This window comes from Escherichia sp. WS1265 (genome assembly GCF_046487585.1).
In the GTDB taxonomy this organism is placed as follows: Bacteria; Pseudomonadota; Gammaproteobacteria; order Enterobacterales; family Enterobacteriaceae; genus Escherichia; species Escherichia coli.
This window is the reverse complement of record NZ_JBJQJE010000011.1, coordinates 100,249-115,540: the sequence shown is the minus strand read 5'-3', so window position 1 is coordinate 115,540 and position 15,292 is coordinate 100,249. Positions and strand designations below refer to the sequence as shown.

At 50.1% G+C, this 15,292-nt stretch carries 13 protein-coding genes and 1 pseudogene; 7 read left to right on the top strand and 7 right to left on the bottom strand.

The annotated features are described in order from the left end of the window. Window positions 1–8: 8 nt before the first annotated feature. From mepS to yeiP, 5 genes are all read right to left on the bottom strand, one after another. Entirely contained in the window at window positions 9–575 is a 567-nt protein-coding gene (gene mepS, locus ACJHX3_RS12845) for a bifunctional murein DD-endopeptidase/murein LD-carboxypeptidase (protein WP_065898477.1), read from the bottom strand. 411 nt (window positions 576–986) lie between these two features. Beyond that, window positions 987–1,700 (bottom strand): Kdo(2)-lipid A phosphotransferase, encoded by a 714-nt coding sequence (gene lpxT, locus ACJHX3_RS12840; RefSeq protein ID WP_001468970.1) that lies wholly within the window; start codon window positions 1,698–1,700, stop codon window positions 987–989. 38 nt (window positions 1,701–1,738) lie between these two features. Continuing rightward, window positions 1,739–2,725: a zinc-binding GTPase YeiR gene (gene yeiR, locus ACJHX3_RS12835; RefSeq protein ID WP_000198813.1), complete on the bottom strand. Its 987-nt coding sequence runs from the start codon at window positions 2,723–2,725 to the stop codon at window positions 1,739–1,741. A 117-nt stretch (window positions 2,726–2,842) separates the two neighbouring features. Continuing rightward, window positions 2,843–4,309: a mannitol dehydrogenase family protein gene (locus ACJHX3_RS12830; protein WP_001091924.1), complete on the bottom strand. Its 1,467-nt coding sequence runs from the start codon at window positions 4,307–4,309 to the stop codon at window positions 2,843–2,845. A 222-nt stretch (window positions 4,310–4,531) separates the two neighbouring features. Then, window positions 4,532–5,104: an elongation factor P-like protein YeiP gene (gene yeiP, locus ACJHX3_RS12825; RefSeq protein ID WP_001136827.1), complete on the bottom strand. Its 573-nt coding sequence runs from the start codon at window positions 5,102–5,104 to the stop codon at window positions 4,532–4,534. 154 nt (window positions 5,105–5,258) lie between these two features. Between yeiP and ACJHX3_RS12820 the strand changes: the two genes are divergently transcribed. Continuing rightward, a complete protein-coding gene (locus ACJHX3_RS12820; RefSeq protein ID WP_000389030.1) occupies window positions 5,259–5,513 on the top strand; it encodes a YkgJ family cysteine cluster protein in 255 nt (84 codons plus the stop codon). On the opposite strand, the gene setB is transcribed toward ACJHX3_RS12820, so the two are convergent. Next, complete coding sequence (setB, locus tag ACJHX3_RS12815) at window positions 5,510–6,691, bottom strand: sugar efflux transporter SetB (protein WP_000551950.1); 1,182 nt, start codon at window positions 6,689–6,691, stop codon at window positions 5,510–5,512. The genes ACJHX3_RS12820 and setB overlap by 4 nt on opposite strands. A 367-nt stretch (window positions 6,692–7,058) precedes the next feature. Between setB and fruB the strand changes: the two genes are divergently transcribed. The 6 genes and pseudogenes from fruB to ACJHX3_RS12785 all read left to right on the top strand — a co-directional run bounded on the left by fruB (window position 7,059) and on the right by ACJHX3_RS12785 (window position 14,470). After that, the gene (gene fruB, locus ACJHX3_RS12810) at window positions 7,059–8,189 is read left to right on the top strand and encodes a fused PTS fructose transporter subunit IIA/HPr protein (protein WP_000487245.1); all 1,131 of its coding nucleotides are present in this window, start codon (window positions 7,059–7,061) and stop codon (window positions 8,187–8,189) included. Next, window positions 8,189–9,127: a 1-phosphofructokinase gene (fruK, locus tag ACJHX3_RS12805; protein WP_000091263.1), complete on the top strand. Its 939-nt coding sequence runs from the start codon at window positions 8,189–8,191 to the stop codon at window positions 9,125–9,127. The genes fruB and fruK overlap by 1 nt, the downstream gene beginning before the upstream one ends. Window positions 9,128–9,143: 16 nt before the next feature. Further along, the gene (gene fruA / locus ACJHX3_RS12800) at window positions 9,144–10,835 is read left to right on the top strand and encodes a PTS fructose transporter subunit IIBC (RefSeq protein ID WP_000854446.1); all 1,692 of its coding nucleotides are present in this window, start codon (window positions 9,144–9,146) and stop codon (window positions 10,833–10,835) included. A gap of 423 nt (window positions 10,836–11,258) precedes the next feature. Beyond that, window positions 11,259–12,200, top strand: a complete 942-nt coding sequence (locus ACJHX3_RS12795; protein ID WP_042064090.1) for a pseudouridine kinase — start codon at window positions 11,259–11,261, stop codon at window positions 12,198–12,200. Continuing rightward, window positions 12,188–13,126: a pseudouridine-5'-phosphate glycosidase gene (psuG, locus tag ACJHX3_RS12790; protein ID WP_024216347.1), complete on the top strand. Its 939-nt coding sequence runs from the start codon at window positions 12,188–12,190 to the stop codon at window positions 13,124–13,126. Before ACJHX3_RS12795 ends, psuG begins: the two co-directional genes overlap by 13 nt. A 93-nt stretch (window positions 13,127–13,219) precedes the next feature. Further along, window positions 13,220–14,470 (top strand): annotated as a pseudogene (locus tag ACJHX3_RS12785) (NupC/NupG family nucleoside CNT transporter). A 67-nt stretch (window positions 14,471–14,537) separates the two neighbouring features. Here ACJHX3_RS12785 and ACJHX3_RS12780 read toward each other — a convergent pair. Further along, on the bottom strand, window positions 14,538–15,236 hold the full coding sequence (locus ACJHX3_RS12780) for a transcriptional regulator YeiL (RefSeq protein WP_000658598.1): 699 nt from the start codon (window positions 15,234–15,236) through the stop codon (window positions 14,538–14,540). Window positions 15,237–15,292 lie beyond the last annotated feature (56 nt).

Sequence of the window (15,292 nt, the reverse complement as noted above, 5' to 3'; positions counted from 1 at the left end):
ACGGTTTATTAGCTGCGGCTGAGAACCCGGCGTGCTTCGTTGTAACGCTTCTTCCAGTACGGTTCATTCATGCTGGAAATAATAACACCACTGCTGGTGGAAGCATGGACAAACTGATTGTTGCCGATATAAATACCGACATGGCGTCCCGTTGAACCGGCACGGAACAGAACTAAATCACCCGTACGCAAATTACTGCGGGAAACAGATTTACCCATTTCCTGCTGTTCGTAAGTCGAACGCGGAAGTTCTAAGCCAAATTGCTCACGGAATGTACGCTGTACGAAACCAGAACAATCGATACCTTTTTTAGTGCTGCCGCCCAGACGATAGCGTACGCCTTTCCAGTCAGCATACTGATCCATAATTCGCGATTTTACGTCGACATTACGAACCAGGTTTTCAAATTCATCCTGAGAAGCTTGCAGTGATGATGTTTCACTACCCACTGCACGTGTCTCAGGATGCATATTCTTTGCGGTGTTATTTGCACTACATGCAGAAAGCAGAACCGCTACTGTAATCGCGGGAATCCCGCGCAAGATATATCTCAAAATCGGTTGAGATTTGACCATGTTGTTTGTTTTCCCTTGAAGTCCTTAACGACAAATATCGTTATAAAAAAATGCCAAGCGACACGAGACTAATTACCTGGGCATGTTGAAACAATTCCTTAAGGCCAAATCTGTGGACTAACGCACAAAATTATATGCTGTGAGGATAATCTACCGCCGAGGCAAAACGAGTTCGAGATTACCCGATTGGTGCGGTCTTGGCGAGCGGTTTTACATGATTTTTTATAAGAAAAAGTGATACAGAAAGTTAATAAACGGGATTGGTCAATTAAAGTACGATTGAGTGAAACGCATGCAATCCATTCATTTACTTAGAGAATGATTTTTGCGCGCGATGGATGAAAGCACGGTGCGCATCATCAGGATTATCCTCACTATAAAAATAACCCTGATGATGTTAATTACTGTGAGTTATTTGTTTTGGAAATGTTTGTTTTTTCCCGGTAGTGATTTGTCAAAAAAGGTGATTAATCGATCACTTAATGGCGTCAGCAACACCCAGGGCAAACCGATCAATATCACGGTCATCGAACCGACAATGATGTCAGTAAACCAGTGTGCGCCAATCATTACTCTGGGAAACGCAAAAACCACAAAAATAATAAGGGCGATAAGGCCTGCAACTTTGCCGAAATAACGCCACATGAATGCCGAAAAAATAAGCAGCATCATACCATGATCGCCGGGAAAGCTATCTCGTGAGGCATCTTTAGTGGGAACAGAGAGCAGTTCGCTGACGCGGTTAATATCGGTAAAAGTCAATGTTGGGCTGGCCCGTTTTACAGGAATTAATGCCTGACCCAGCTGGTTTAATGCCACTGCAGTTAATAGCATGACCAGACCAATAATCACGATACGTCGTCTGCCTGGGGCGTTTTCTTTCAGCCAGAAACTCAGCATCAACATTCCCATCGCCAGCAGTGAACAACCGTCGAAAGCGCGATTGTTGGTCAATGCAACCAGCCACAAAAAGGCCTTACTTTCGACCAGTTTCTGATTAAAAAAATAAAAAATATCCGCATCAATCGGCAACCAGAATCCATGATTAACGGGTATATACCAGGAAAGAAACAGCGCGAGGCCGACAATATTCAACAACACTATTTGCGGCAAATTTTTAATCATATTTTCTCTAATTATCTTACTGAAAAACGCAGGCAACCTTACGCGGTAGTCGCTAAACGAAGCTTCAACAGCGCGCTCTGCAAGGCATTCCAGTCAGCTTCGCTGCTGGAAATCAGCTCAATACGACTGTCCGGTGGCGCAACGTTTTGCGTTTCAATGTGCAGGTCATCGCCCTGACGGTTGATTCGCACCAGCCCTTCGGGAATACGCATCACGCCTTTGACGCGTTCCACCGGTGCAAGTCGCGCCCATTCCAGAATGCCAATGGTGTCGAATACCGTATCAGCGTCGAATATCCAGCCACAGGCCTGATGCCCTTGTCCGCTGTTCAGACTGCGACGCCAGCGTTGATGCTCTGGCAGGCTTAACGCTGCTAACCCTTTTTTCACGACATGCTGATGAGAATGCGCGGCGCTGGCGGGCAACTCGGCTAAATTGCGACGCGGCAAATCCAGAAGATGACCGTCAATTTTCCCATGCTCGCTGTGAATCAATTGCCGATCGCCACCATTTTGCTGCCACCAGCGCTGTAGCGCTTGCTCACTTTCGGGCGTCGCACGGTCGGATTTATTGGCGACAATAATGTCTGCGGCAGCCAGCTGGTCACGAAAGTTTTCATTGCTGGCGCTTTTTTCGTCCAGCAGCAGGCGTGGATCGAGAATGCACAACGTGGCGCGCAGATCTATCCACGGTTCATAGACGGGCGCGGTTAAGAGATCGAGGATCTGTTTCGGATGACCCAGCCCGGTCGGCTCTATCAACAAGCGGTCTGGTTTTCCCTGACGCAGTAAGGTATTCAATCCTACCTGCATGGGTAAACCATTAACGCAGCACATGCAGCCGCCGGGGATCTCTTTCAGCAGTGCGCCGCTATCGGCGAGCAAAGCACCATCAATTCCGACTTCCCCAAATTCATTAACCAGTACCGCCCATTTTTCGTTGGGATCTTTATGGGCTAACAGATGAAGAATCGACGTAGTTTTCCCGCTGCCGAGAAAACCGGTGATGAGGTTGGTCCTGGTCACAACGGCTCCGCAATACTCTGATAAGTTAACTGAGCGTTAATCCTGGCTAAAAATGGCAGAAAAGAGAAGGGGAGAGCGGACGAAGGCGAGCTTCATCCGCTTTAACCGCAGAAATCGTTAAATTTTGAGGGTGTTTAATAGCGCCTGATGCGCGCCGAATTGTGAGATTTGTTGCCAGGCTTGTTCGATGGCCTGCACAAAATGCGGGTTATCTGGCAGATCATCACCGAAAACTTCACGCAGGGAAAGCAGGGCGGTGACGCGTTGCTCACTGCTGCTGCCCGCAACAAGATCGCGAATTTTATCGCTAAGCGGATCGCGAACATCAATGGCATTTCCGGCATCATCAACGCCGCTGACGTAACGCATCCAGCCTGCAACGCCTAATGCCAGCAACGACCAGTCCGTTTCGCGCGCCAGATGTATGCGAATACCTGCCAGCATACGTTGCGGTAATTTCTGGCTCCCATCCATCGCGATTTGCCAGGTCTTATGTTTCAGCGCCGGGTTAGCAAAACGTGCAATTAACTTATCCGCATATTGTGTTAAATCGACATCTTTAATTCGCAGTGTCGGCGCTTGCTCATCCAGCATTAATGTTCTGGCGGCATGGCGAAATGTACGATCCTGCATGCAATCGCTGATATGGGCGAATCCTGAGAGGTAACCCAGATAAGCGAGAAAAGAGTGGCTGCCATTAAGCATACGTAGTTTCATCTCTTCCCATGGCAGGACATCATGCACCATTTGTACACCTGCGACTTCCCAGGCAGGACGCCCAGCGACGAAGTTATCTTCCACCACCCACTGGATAAACGGTTCGCAGCTAATCGCGCAGGGATCATTCACCCCCAGATGCTGACTGATTTCCGCCAGTGATTCGTCGGTTGCAGCCGGAACAATACGGTCGACCATGGTTCCCGGAAAACTGACGTGTTCTTTTATCCACCCGGCGAGTTCTGGCGAACGTTTTTCTGCCATTCCCAGCACCGCGTTTTTCACCACATGGCCATTGTCGGGAATATTGTCGCAGGAGAGCACGGTAAACGGTGCAAGGCCGCTTTCACGGCGTCGTTTCAGTGCTTCGACGAGAATACCCGGCGCGGAGTGAGGTTCTTCAGGGTTTTGTAGATCGTGAATAATCCGCGGATTGCTGGTGTCGAGTGCACCGGTGGCTGGGTCAATACAATAGCCTTTTTCGGTAATCGTCAGGGAAACAATTGCCACCTGTGGCTCGCAAAATTTCTCAATAATTGCCGCTAAGGAATCCAGTTTTGCATTCAGGCATTCGTGAACGGCACCGACAATTATCGCCTGATTGCCGTCCGCACCTTTCTCCAGCACGGTATATAAATGGTTCTGTGCGCGGAGCTGGCTCATCAGTTGATCACCGCTGAACAAGCTGATTTCACAGATCCCCCAGTCGCCGCCCTGGGCATTCAGCACACGATCGGTCAGTAACGCCTGATGTGCGCGGTGAAAGGCGCCAAAGCCAAAATGAACGATACGTGATTGCAACTGCTGGCGATCGTAGCGTGGAGCGTGTACATGATGCGGGAGCGTAACGGAGGCGATTGTATTCATAGGAGTCACGTCTTGGTAACGATTAATTAACAATGACAGTGTAAAGTTATATGACAGCAATTGAAATTGGTCTGGATTGTTAATGCGATGAAGTGTGAGGGCGATCAATCAACGAGTGAAAATTGAGGGCGTAAGGTGTTCAGGAAGCGCAAAATAGAAGATTGGTATAATAAATTAAAAAAGGGACAGCCTGAGCTATCCCTTTTCTGCATGCGGCTGAAGTTAGTCAGCACGCCCCATATAACGGCGTTCTTCGATATGGATACGAATTTTTTCGCCCGGGCTTAAGTATTCTGGTACCTGAATCACCAGACCAGTGCTCAATGTCGCCGGTTTGTTACGGGCGCTGGCAGATGCCCCTTTGATGCCTGGTGCGGTTTCAACGATTTCCAGATCAACGGTCTGCGGCAGCTCAAGCGCCAGCAGTTGACCGTCCCAGGTCAGCACCTGCATGTCCGGCATGCCGCCCTCTGGCATAAACAGCAACTCTTCTTCAATCTGATCTTTGGTGAAGGTATACGGGGTATAGTCTTCTTTATCCATAAAGACATATTCGTTGCCATCGACATAGGAGAAGTCAACGTAACGGCGGGTCAGCGTCACGGTGTCAACGATATCATCTCCTTTGAAACGCTCTTCTACTTTCAGCCCGGTACGGACATCAGAAAAACGCATTTTGTACAGCGTAGCGGCACCGCGGGCAGTGGGCGACTGAATATCAATGTCCTTAACCAGCAGCAGTTTGCCGTTGTAATTCAGTACCATACCTTTTTTAATTTCGTTCGCTCTTGGCATCGAAAAATTCCTGTAGTCGAAAATGTCAAAAATATCGCGACAAAGTACTCGCGACGGGCCTTTCGGGCAAGTGGTATTCGCACTTTTGCTGGTGCAAAAAAGGTGGTACTGTGCGCGCTCATCAATCCGGTGGTTAACCTTAAGAGAACAACGTATGGAATGCCGTCCGGGTTGCGGGGCGTGTTGCACCGCCCCTTCAATTTCCAGCCCTATTCCCGGTATGCCAGATGGCAAGCCCGCCAATACGCCCTGCATTCAGCTTGATGAACAGCAACGCTGTAAAATTTTCACCTCGCCACTGCGACCGAAAGTCTGTGCAGGCTTACAAGCCAGCGCTGAAATGTGCGGTAACTCGCGTCAGCAGGCAATGACCTGGCTTATCGATCTGGAAATGCTGACCGCGCCTTAAACATCTTTAATCCGCAGTAAGCAAAACAGAGTGGCGATAATCATCACCATCGCAAACCAGAACACAGCGTGATAATTCCAGATCTCGGCGACGATGCCCGCCACTGATCCTGCGATGATCCAGCCCACGCGCGAAGTGTTGGTATAGAGCGTGGTGGCTGAACCTGCCTGACCGGGCATCAAATCCTGAAAATAGAGCATCCCGATGCCGCCCAGAATGCCAATAAAAATAGCATTTAGCAGCTGCAAGCCCAACAGAATGGCAGGTGAATGCGCCATCAGCATTCCTGCGTAAAAACAGACGCCACCCACGGCAGCAACGCGCATTAAGAAGCGCTTACCCAGACGTTTGGCGAAATATCCGGCAATCAACATGGTCGGGATTTCCAGCCCGGCGGCGGTCCCCATCATCACACCGGCCAGTTTCTCGGGAAGATGCAGTTCGTTGATAATAAATAGCGGCATGTTGATGATGTACAGGCTGTTCGAGCCCCACATCAATGTACAAATGACAAACAGCAGCAGCGTATCGCGACGGTTACGGCGCGGCGCTTCAACCGTGCCGGTCGCCAGTGGAAGTTCTTTTTGCATCGACGGTAAAAACAGCCACACCATCACGCCGCAAACAATAAACGCTACCGCTGCGCTCAGATACATTACCGTAAAGCTGAAACCCATCGCTAAGGCATAAGCCAGCGGCGGGCCAATGACCCATGCCAGTGAAACCTGAGCGCGTAAAAAAGAGCTGAACATCACCGCTTCACGTCCGGTTTTGTCAGCATGTTCACGGGCGAGGGCAAACATTTGCGGGTTAGCAGTCGAGCCAAAGCTGCTAAGAAAGACGCCAACGAATAGCAAAACAAAGTAGTTGCGATTCCAGGCAAAAAGAGTGCAGGCCAGCACGCCTAACACGCAGCAAAAGACAATCAGCGATTTGCGATCGCCGCGCTTATCAGAGCGCCCGGCGAGAAACTGACTTACCAGAATCCCAATGACAGCGCTGCCGGTAAAGAAGAATCCCACCATCGCCGGGCGGGCATGTACTTCATCAGTAAGAAAAATACTGAGTGTCGGGGTTTGTAGAGCGCCCGCAATACCGGTGAGAAAGGCAACGATTAAAAACGCCATCGAGGTCAGGTCAAACGATTTCGCGCTGGAGACTGCGGGGGAGTTATGCATGCTGGTCGATCACTGGAAGAGGAAGACGCGGAGTTTACGCTGCTTGTCAGAAAATAAACAGACAGCGAAATCAAAAGCGCCACGAATAATCAAAATGCCATTTCACTGTTGCTGATTGGCTGCTGACGCTGCTGAAATGAAATTGCTGATAACGGATTTTCCCATCAGCAATTAGGAAAAATGACAAAAAATTGTGCAGCACATCAAACTTTTGCTCATAACTTTACGGCTTTCCTTGCGTGCTGAAACAGAAGTATTATGCTTTCTTGAAACGTTTCAGCGCGATCTTGTCTTTAACCCTAAGCCAGGTTGGCGCTTTTTTTCTCATAGAAGCTGAATCGTTTCAATTCAGCAAGAGAGGAGAACTATGTTCCAGTTATCCGTACAGGACATCCATCCGGGCGAAAAGGCCGGAGACAAAGAAGAGGCGATTCGCCAGGTCGCTGCGGCGCTGGTGCAGGCCGGTAATGTAGCTGAAGGCTACGTCAATGGCATGTTGGCGCGCGAACAGCAAACCTCTACGTTCCTCGGCAATGGTATTGCTATTCCACACGGCACTACCGACACCCGCGATCAGGTGCTGAAAACCGGCGTTCAGGTATTTCAGTTCCCGGAAGGCGTCACCTGGGGTGACGGCCAGGTAGCGTACGTGGCGATCGGTATTGCTGCCAGCTCGGATGAACATTTGGGCCTGCTACGCCAGCTGACCCACGTACTGAGCGATGATTCCGTTGCTGAACAACTGAAGTCAGCAACAACAGCAGAAGAACTTCGCGCATTGCTGATGGGCGAAAAGCAGAGTGAGCAGCTGAAGCTCGACAACGAAATGCTGACGCTGGATATCGTCGCCAGCGATCTGCTGACTCTTCAGGCGCTGAACGCTGCACGTCTGAAAGAAGCGGGGGCAGTTGACGCCACTTTCGTCACCAAAGCCATCAATGAACAACCGCTGAACCTCGGACAGGGCATCTGGCTGAGCGATAGCGCCGAAGGCAATCTGCGTAGCGCGATTGCGGTAAGCCGTGCGGCAAATGCTTTTGATGTGGACGGCGAAACGGCAGCCATGCTGGTGAGTGTGGCGATGAATGACGATCAGCCCATTGCGGTTCTTAAGCGTCTCGCTGATTTGTTACTCGACAATAAAGCTGACCGCTTGCTGAAAGCGGATGCGGCAACGTTGCTGGCGCTGCTGACCAGCGATGATGCGCTGACCGACGACGTGTTAAGCGCGGAGTTTGTGGTGCGCAATGAACACGGCCTGCATGCTCGTCCAGGTACCATGCTGGTCAATACCATTAAACAATTTAACAGTGATATTACCGTGACAAACCTTGATGGCACCGGCAAACCGGCAAACGGACGTAGTCTGATGAAAGTTGTGGCACTTGGCGTTAAGAAAGGTCATCGCCTACGCTTTACCGCCCAGGGTGCAGATGCTGAACAGGCGCTGAAAGCCATTGGCGACGCTATCGCTGCTGGTCTTGGGGAGGGCGCATAATGAGCAGACGTGTTGCTACTATCACCCTTAATCCGGCTTATGACCTTGTTGGTTTCTGCCCGGAAATTGAACGCGGCGAAGTGAACCTGGTGAAAACCACCGGTCTGCATGCGGCGGGTAAAGGCATCAACGTGGCCAAAGTATTAAAAGACCTGGGAATTGATGTCACCGTTGGCGGCTTCCTCGGTAAAGACAATCAGGATGGTTTTCAGCAACTGTTCAGCGAGCTGGGCATTGCCAACCGTTTCCAGGTTGTACAGGGGCGCACCCGAATTAACGTTAAGCTGACGGAAAAAGACGGCGAAGTGACCGACTTCAACTTCTCGGGTTTTGAAGTCACTCCCGCCGACTGGGAACGCTTTGTGACTGATTCTCTGAGCTGGCTCGGTCAGTTCGATATGGTCTGTGTCAGCGGAAGCTTACCGTCAGGCGTCAGCCCGGAAGCGTTCACCGACTGGATGACTCGCCTGCGTAGTCAGTGTCCTTGCATTATCTTTGATAGTAGCCGTGAAGCGTTAGTAGCAGGTTTGAAAGCGGCACCGTGGCTGGTGAAACCTAACCGCCGCGAGCTGGAAATCTGGGCGGGCCGTAAACTGCCTGAAATGAAAGATGTGATTGAAGCTGCGCATGCGCTGCGTGAACAGGGTATTGCGCATGTCGTTATTTCACTGGGTGCCGAAGGCGCGCTTTGGGTTAATGCCTCCGGCGAATGGATCGCCAAACCACCGTCAGTCGATGTCGTAAGCACCGTTGGCGCAGGGGATTCTATGGTTGGTGGCCTGATTTATGGCTTGCTGATGCGTGAATCCAGTGAACACACACTGCGTCTGGCGACAGCTGTTGCAGCCCTGGCGGTAAGTCAAAGCAATGTGGGTATTACCGATCGTCCGCAGTTGGCCGCAATGATGGCGCGCGTCGACTTACAACCTTTTAACTGACAGCAGGAGAGGCATAATGAAAACGCTGCTGATTATTGACGCTAATCTCGGTCAGGCACGCGCCTATATGGCGAAGACCCTGCTGGGCGCGGCGGCGCGAAAAGCAAAACTGGAAATCATCGACAATCCGAACGACGCTGAAATGGCGATTGTTCTCGGTGATTCCATCCCGAACGACAGCGCGCTGAACGGTAAAAATGTCTGGCTGGGCGATATTTCCCGGGCAGTTGCGCACCCTGAGCTGTTCCTGAGTGAAGCCAAAGGCCATGCGAAACCTTACACTGCGCCGGTCGCTGCGACAGCACCGGTTGCCGCCAGCGGTCCGAAACGCGTAGTTGCGGTGACTGCTTGCCCGACTGGCGTAGCACACACCTTTATGGCGGCTGAAGCCATTGAAACCGAAGCGAAAAAACGTGGCTGGTGGGTGAAAGTTGAAACCCGTGGTTCGGTTGGCGCGGGTAATGCAATCACCCCTGAAGAAGTAGCCGCAGCGGATCTGGTGATTGTGGCGGCAGATATTGAAGTGGATCTGGCGAAATTTGCTGGTAAACCGATGTATCGCACCTCTACCGGTCTGGCGCTGAAGAAAACCGCGCAGGAACTGGATAAAGCGGTTGCTGAAGCAACGCCGTATGAACCGGCGGGCAAAGCTCAAACGGCGACCACTGAAGGTAAGAAAGAGAGTGCAGGCGCTTATCGTCACTTGCTGACGGGCGTCTCTTACATGCTGCCGATGGTCGTTGCAGGTGGTCTGTGTATCGCGCTTTCTTTTGCTTTTGGTATCGAAGCGTTTAAAGAGCCGGGTACGTTGGCAGCGGCGCTGATGCAGATTGGTGGTGGTTCAGCCTTTGCGCTGATGGTGCCGGTACTGGCAGGTTATATTGCCTTCTCCATTGCCGATCGTCCGGGTCTCACGCCGGGTCTGATTGGCGGTATGCTGGCGGTCAGCACTGGTTCTGGCTTCATTGGCGGTATTATTGCGGGCTTCCTGGCTGGTTACATTGCGAAGTTAATCAGTACGCAATTGAAACTGCCACAGAGTATGGAGGCGCTGAAACCGATTCTGATCATTCCGCTAATTTCCAGTCTGGTGGTCGGTCTGGCGATGATCTACCTGATCGGTAAACCGGTTGCTGGCATTCTCGAAGGGTTGACTCACTGGCTGCAGACCATGGGGACTGCGAATGCGGTTCTGCTGGGGGCGATCCTCGGTGGCATGATGTGTACTGACATGGGCGGTCCGGTAAACAAAGCAGCGTACGCATTCGGTGTGGGTCTGCTGAGTACTCAAACCTATGGCCCGATGGCGGCGATTATGGCGGCAGGTATGGTGCCACCGCTGGCAATGGGCCTGGCAACAATGGTGGCGCGTCGCAAATTCGACAAAGCGCAGCAGGAAGGTGGCAAAGCCGCTCTGGTATTGGGACTGTGCTTCATTTCGGAAGGTGCAATTCCGTTTGCTGCTCGTGATCCGATGCGTGTGCTGCCGTGCTGTATCGTGGGTGGGGCGCTGACTGGCGCAATCTCAATGGCGATTGGTGCGAAACTGATGGCACCGCACGGTGGTCTGTTTGTTCTGCTGATCCCTGGCGCTATTACGCCGGTACTGGGTTACCTGGTAGCCATTATTGCCGGTACGCTGGTGGCGGGTCTGGCCTATGCCTTCCTGAAACGTCCGGAAGTGGACGCAGTAGCGAAAGCAGCGTAATAAAAGGTGTGTTACAGGGCAGAAATTTCCTGCCCTGTAACATTTGATGCGCGCAAAGAGAATGACCGGTTTGTGAATGTAATTTTATGAATTTAAATGGTTTTATCTTTTAGTAGAAACCTGAAACCTTCATCAAACACTAAGGTTATTTCCTCAAGGGCAGATTAATTTCTGCCCTTTTTTATTGTTCCTGTTCTGTGCATCCCGTCACAAATTCCCCGTTTTTATAATTCAGGCATTTAATCGCGTTTTGTGAGCCTGCTCAAATCTGCCCATTTTGCCTCTCTGGCGGTAATTTACTTTACGTAAAACATGCATACTATGAGCACATGTTTAAATATGAACACATGTTTAAACCGTCTTTGCAGTATCAATATTCTTGTGGATTGACAGGGTTGGTAATTTTTTACCAGAGGACGTGCTATGCGCGAAAAGGATTATGTCGTAATTATAGGTTCGGCGAATATTGATGTCGCCGGATATTCACATGAATCATTAAATTATGCGGATTCAAATCCAGGTAAAATAAAATTTACGCCTGGTGGAGTCGGGCGCAATATTGCACAAAACCTGGCGTTGCTGGGGAATAAATCCTGGCTACTGAGCGCAGTAGGCAGTGATTTTTATGGTCAATCGTTGCTAACGCAAACCAATCAATCTGGTGTTTATGTCGATAAATGCCTGATTGTGCCGGGAGAAAACACGTCGAGCTATTTATCATTACTCGATAATACCGGTGAAATGCTGGTTGCTATAAATGACATGAATATTAGCAACGCTATTACAGCTGAATATCTCGCACAGCACCGTGAATTTATTCAAAGGGCAAAGGTCATTGTCGCGGACTGTAATATCAGTGAAGAGGCACTGGCATGGATTCTGGATAATGCCGCCAATGTACCTGTATTTGTCGATCCGGTTTCGGCATGGAAATGTGTAAAAGTGCGCGACCGTCTAAATCAGATCCACACCCTGAAGCCAAACCGCCTTGAAGCGGAAACCTTGAGTGGGATTGCTTTGTCAGGGCGTGAAGATGTGGCAAAAGTTGCTGCCTGGTTCCATCAACATGGCCTGAACCGACTGGTATTGAGCATGGGCGGCGACGGCGTTTATTACAGTGATATCAGCGGTGAAAGTGGTTGGTCTGCGCCGATCAAAACCAATGTCATTAATGTTACCGGAGCGGGCGATGCCATGATGGCTGGACTTGCTTCGTGTTGGGTAGACGGAATGCCGTTTGCCGAATCTGTTCGTTTCGCACAGGGATGTTCGTCAATGGCGCTCTCCTGTGAATACACCAATAACCCCGATTTATCGATTGCCAACGTTATATCGTTAGTGGAGAACGCAGAATGTCTGAATTAAAAATTTCCCCTGAATTATTACAAATTTCCCCGGAAGTGCAGGACGCTTTAAAAAACAAAAAACCGGTTGTGGCGCTGGAATCGACCATTATTTCTCACGGGATGCCGTTCCCACAAAATGCCCAGACCGCAATTGAAGTTGAAGAAACTATTCGTAAACAGGGCGCTGTACCTGCCACTATCGCCATTATTGGCGGCGTGATGAAAGTGGGTTTAAGCAAAGAAGAAATTGAATTGCTGGGTCGTGAAGGGCATAACGTGACCAAAGTTAGTCGTCGCGATTTACCTTTTGTTGTTGCCGCAGGGAAAAATGGCGCAACCACCGTTGCTTCAACGATGATTATTGCGGCGCTTGCCGGAATTAAAGTATTTGCCACCGGGGGAATTGGTGGTGTGCATCGCGGGGCGGAACATACCTTCGATATTTCTGCCGATTTGCAAGAACTGGCGCACACCAATGTCACCGTCGTTTGTGCCGGGGCGAAATCTATTCTCGATTTAGGCTTAACTACCGAATATTTAGAAACTTTCGGTGTACCGCTAATTGGCTATCAGACCAAAGCGCTGCCTGCGTTTTTCTGCCGCACCAGCCCGTTTGAAGTCAGTATTCGCCTTGATAGTGCCACGGAAATCGCTCGTGCAATGGCAGTGAAATGGCAAAGCGGTCTGAACGGTGGCCTGGTGGTGGCAAATCCGATCCCGGAACAGTTTGCGATGCCGGAGGAATCTATCAATGCAGCCATAGATCAAGCCGTCGCCGAAGCCGAAGAGCAGGGCGTTATTGGTAAAGAAAGCACACCGTTCCTGCTGGCTCGTGTTGCTGAACTGACTGGCGGTGACAGCCTGAAATCCAACATCCAACTGGTGTTCAACAACGCCATTCTGGCGAGCGAAATTGCCAAAGAATACCAGCGTCTCGCGGGTTAATTTCTGACGGGCAGAAAGCCGTCGCCCGTACTGATCATACATACCAAAACCTGGCGCTGACGCCGGGTTTACTGGCATGAAGGGAAAATTATTATGGATATAATGAGAAGTGTTGTGGGGATGGTGGTGTTACTGGCAATAGCATTTCTGTTGTCAGTGAATAAAAAGAGCATCAGTTTGCGCACGGTTGGAGCCGCGCTGCTGCTACAAATCGCCATTGGCGGCATCATGCTCTATTTTCCACCAGGAAAATGGGCGGTAGAGCAGGCGGCATTAGGCGTACATAAAGTGATGTCTTACAGTGACGCCGGAAGTGCCTTTATTTTTGGTTCGTTGGTTGGGCCGAAAATGGATGTCCTGTTTGATGGCGCGGGCTTTATCTTCGCCTTTCGCGTACTCCCGGCGATTATCTTCGTCACTGCGCTCATCAGTCTGCTGTACTACATTGGCGTGATGGGGCTGCTAATCCGCATTCTTGGCAGTATTTTTCAGAAAGCTCTCAACATCAGCAAAATCGAATCTTTTGTTGCAGTCACAACTATTTTCCTCGGGCAAAATGAGATCCCGGCGATCGTTAAACCGTTTATCGATCGCATGAATCGCAACGAGCTGTTTACCGCAATTTGTAGCGGGATGGCGTCCATTGCGGGTTCGATGATGATTGGTTATGCCGGAATGGGCGTACCAATTGACTACCTGTTAGCGGCATCGCTGATGGCGATCCCTGGTGGTATTTTGTTTGCACGTATTCTTAGTCCGGCAACCGAGCCTTCGCAGGTCACATTTGAAAATCTGTCGTTCAGCGAAACGCCGCCAAAAAGCTTTATCGAAGCAGCGGCGAGCGGTGCGATGACCGGGTTGAAAATCGCCGCTGGTGTGGCGACGGTGGTAATGGCGTTTGTCGCAATTATTGCGCTGATCAACGGTATTATCGGCGGAATTGGCGGCTGATTTGGTTTTGCCAATGCTTCTCTGGAAAGTATTTTTGGCTATGTGCTGGCACCGCTGGCGTGGATCATGGGTGTGGACTGGAGTGATGCCAACCTGGCGGGTAGCCTGATTGGGCAGAAACTGGCGATTAACGAATTCGTCGCTTACCTGAGCTTCTCCCCATACCTGCAAACGGGCGGCACGCTGGAAGTGAAAACCATTGCGATTATCTCCTTTGCGCTTTGTGGTTTTGCTAACTTTGGTTCTATCGGTGTTGTCGTTGGCGCATTTTCGGCTATTTCGCCAAAACGCGCACCGGAAATCGCCCAGCTTGGTTTACGGGCGCTGGCAGCAGCAACGCTTTCCAACCTGATGAGCGCGACCATTGCCGGGTTCTTTATTGGTTTAGCTTGAGTTTCATTGCCGGATGTACGCGCTTATTTAGCGTCACATCCGGCAATCGCTCTATTGCAAATAATTTTTACTGCATCATCCCTGAGAATTTATTTTCCGGGTCCATCTCCAGTGCCAGTCCTGACAACTGCTTTCTGTTTTTAATTAGATACCCTTTCTTGCTTTTAATTAATAAACCGTCGTGAATGAATTGCGCGAGAACATATAAAAGATGTCGATAAGAAACGCCTAAATACTCTGCCGCTTGCGTATGCTTTTCGTGATAAAGATCACCTTCCTGCGAGAGTAATATAAAAGCTGCCAGGCGATTCACTAACGGAAATGATTGATTCTGAGTTAAAGAAACAATATTACGATAATTTTTATGACTTAAGGTGACGCAGAGTTTTCGTAAAAATAGCGTGTCGTTTAATAACAGCGGGCGGTAATGTTTCATAGGGAGCGCAAGGCACCAACACTCTTCAATAGCCTGCACCGCACGCGGTTCATGGTCTTTATCGATTAACTCAATCTCACCAATAAAACAGGGGGCGGCAAAGAAATCGATCAGCGACACGCGACCATTAGCAAGCGTGGCGTAAAGCCTGGCGCGGCCTCGCGTCAGATAAAACAGCCATGACGGCTGTTGCCCTTCCTGCACAATGTAGTCACGCGCTAAAAAATGAAACAGCCGCGTATCGGCTGAAACATCCGTTGAAAAGCAATCCTTAAACGCGGATTCACTCATCAATTGCTGCTTAAGATCATTATTGTGGATTTCTTTCACGATGTTTATCCGCTATGAGATTTCTCATATTTAGCATACGTACGCTGTTGTTAAGA

Coding starts and splice junctions, on each gene's coding strand:
- mepS (WP_065898477.1), bottom strand. CDS start 575: ATGGTCAAATCTCAACCGATTTTGAGATATATCTTGCGCGGGATTCCC.
- lpxT (WP_001468970.1), bottom strand. CDS start 1,700: ATGATTAAAAATTTGCCGCAAATAGTGTTGTTGAATATTGTCGGCCTC.
- ACJHX3_RS12830 (WP_001091924.1), bottom strand. CDS start 4,309: ATGAATACAATCGCCTCCGTTACGCTCCCGCATCATGTACACGCTCCA.
- yeiP (WP_001136827.1), bottom strand. CDS start 5,104: ATGCCAAGAGCGAACGAAATTAAAAAAGGTATGGTACTGAATTACAAC.
- ACJHX3_RS12820 (WP_000389030.1), top strand. CDS start 5,259: ATGGAATGCCGTCCGGGTTGCGGGGCGTGTTGCACCGCCCCTTCAATT.
- setB (WP_000551950.1), bottom strand. CDS start 6,691: ATGCATAACTCCCCCGCAGTCTCCAGCGCGAAATCGTTTGACCTGACC.
- fruB (WP_000487245.1), top strand. CDS start 7,059: ATGTTCCAGTTATCCGTACAGGACATCCATCCGGGCGAAAAGGCCGGA.
- fruK (WP_000091263.1), top strand. CDS start 8,189: ATGAGCAGACGTGTTGCTACTATCACCCTTAATCCGGCTTATGACCTT.
- fruA (WP_000854446.1), top strand. CDS start 9,144: ATGAAAACGCTGCTGATTATTGACGCTAATCTCGGTCAGGCACGCGCC.
- ACJHX3_RS12795 (WP_042064090.1), top strand. CDS start 11,259: ATGCGCGAAAAGGATTATGTCGTAATTATAGGTTCGGCGAATATTGAT.
- psuG (WP_024216347.1), top strand. CDS start 12,188: ATGTCTGAATTAAAAATTTCCCCTGAATTATTACAAATTTCCCCGGAA.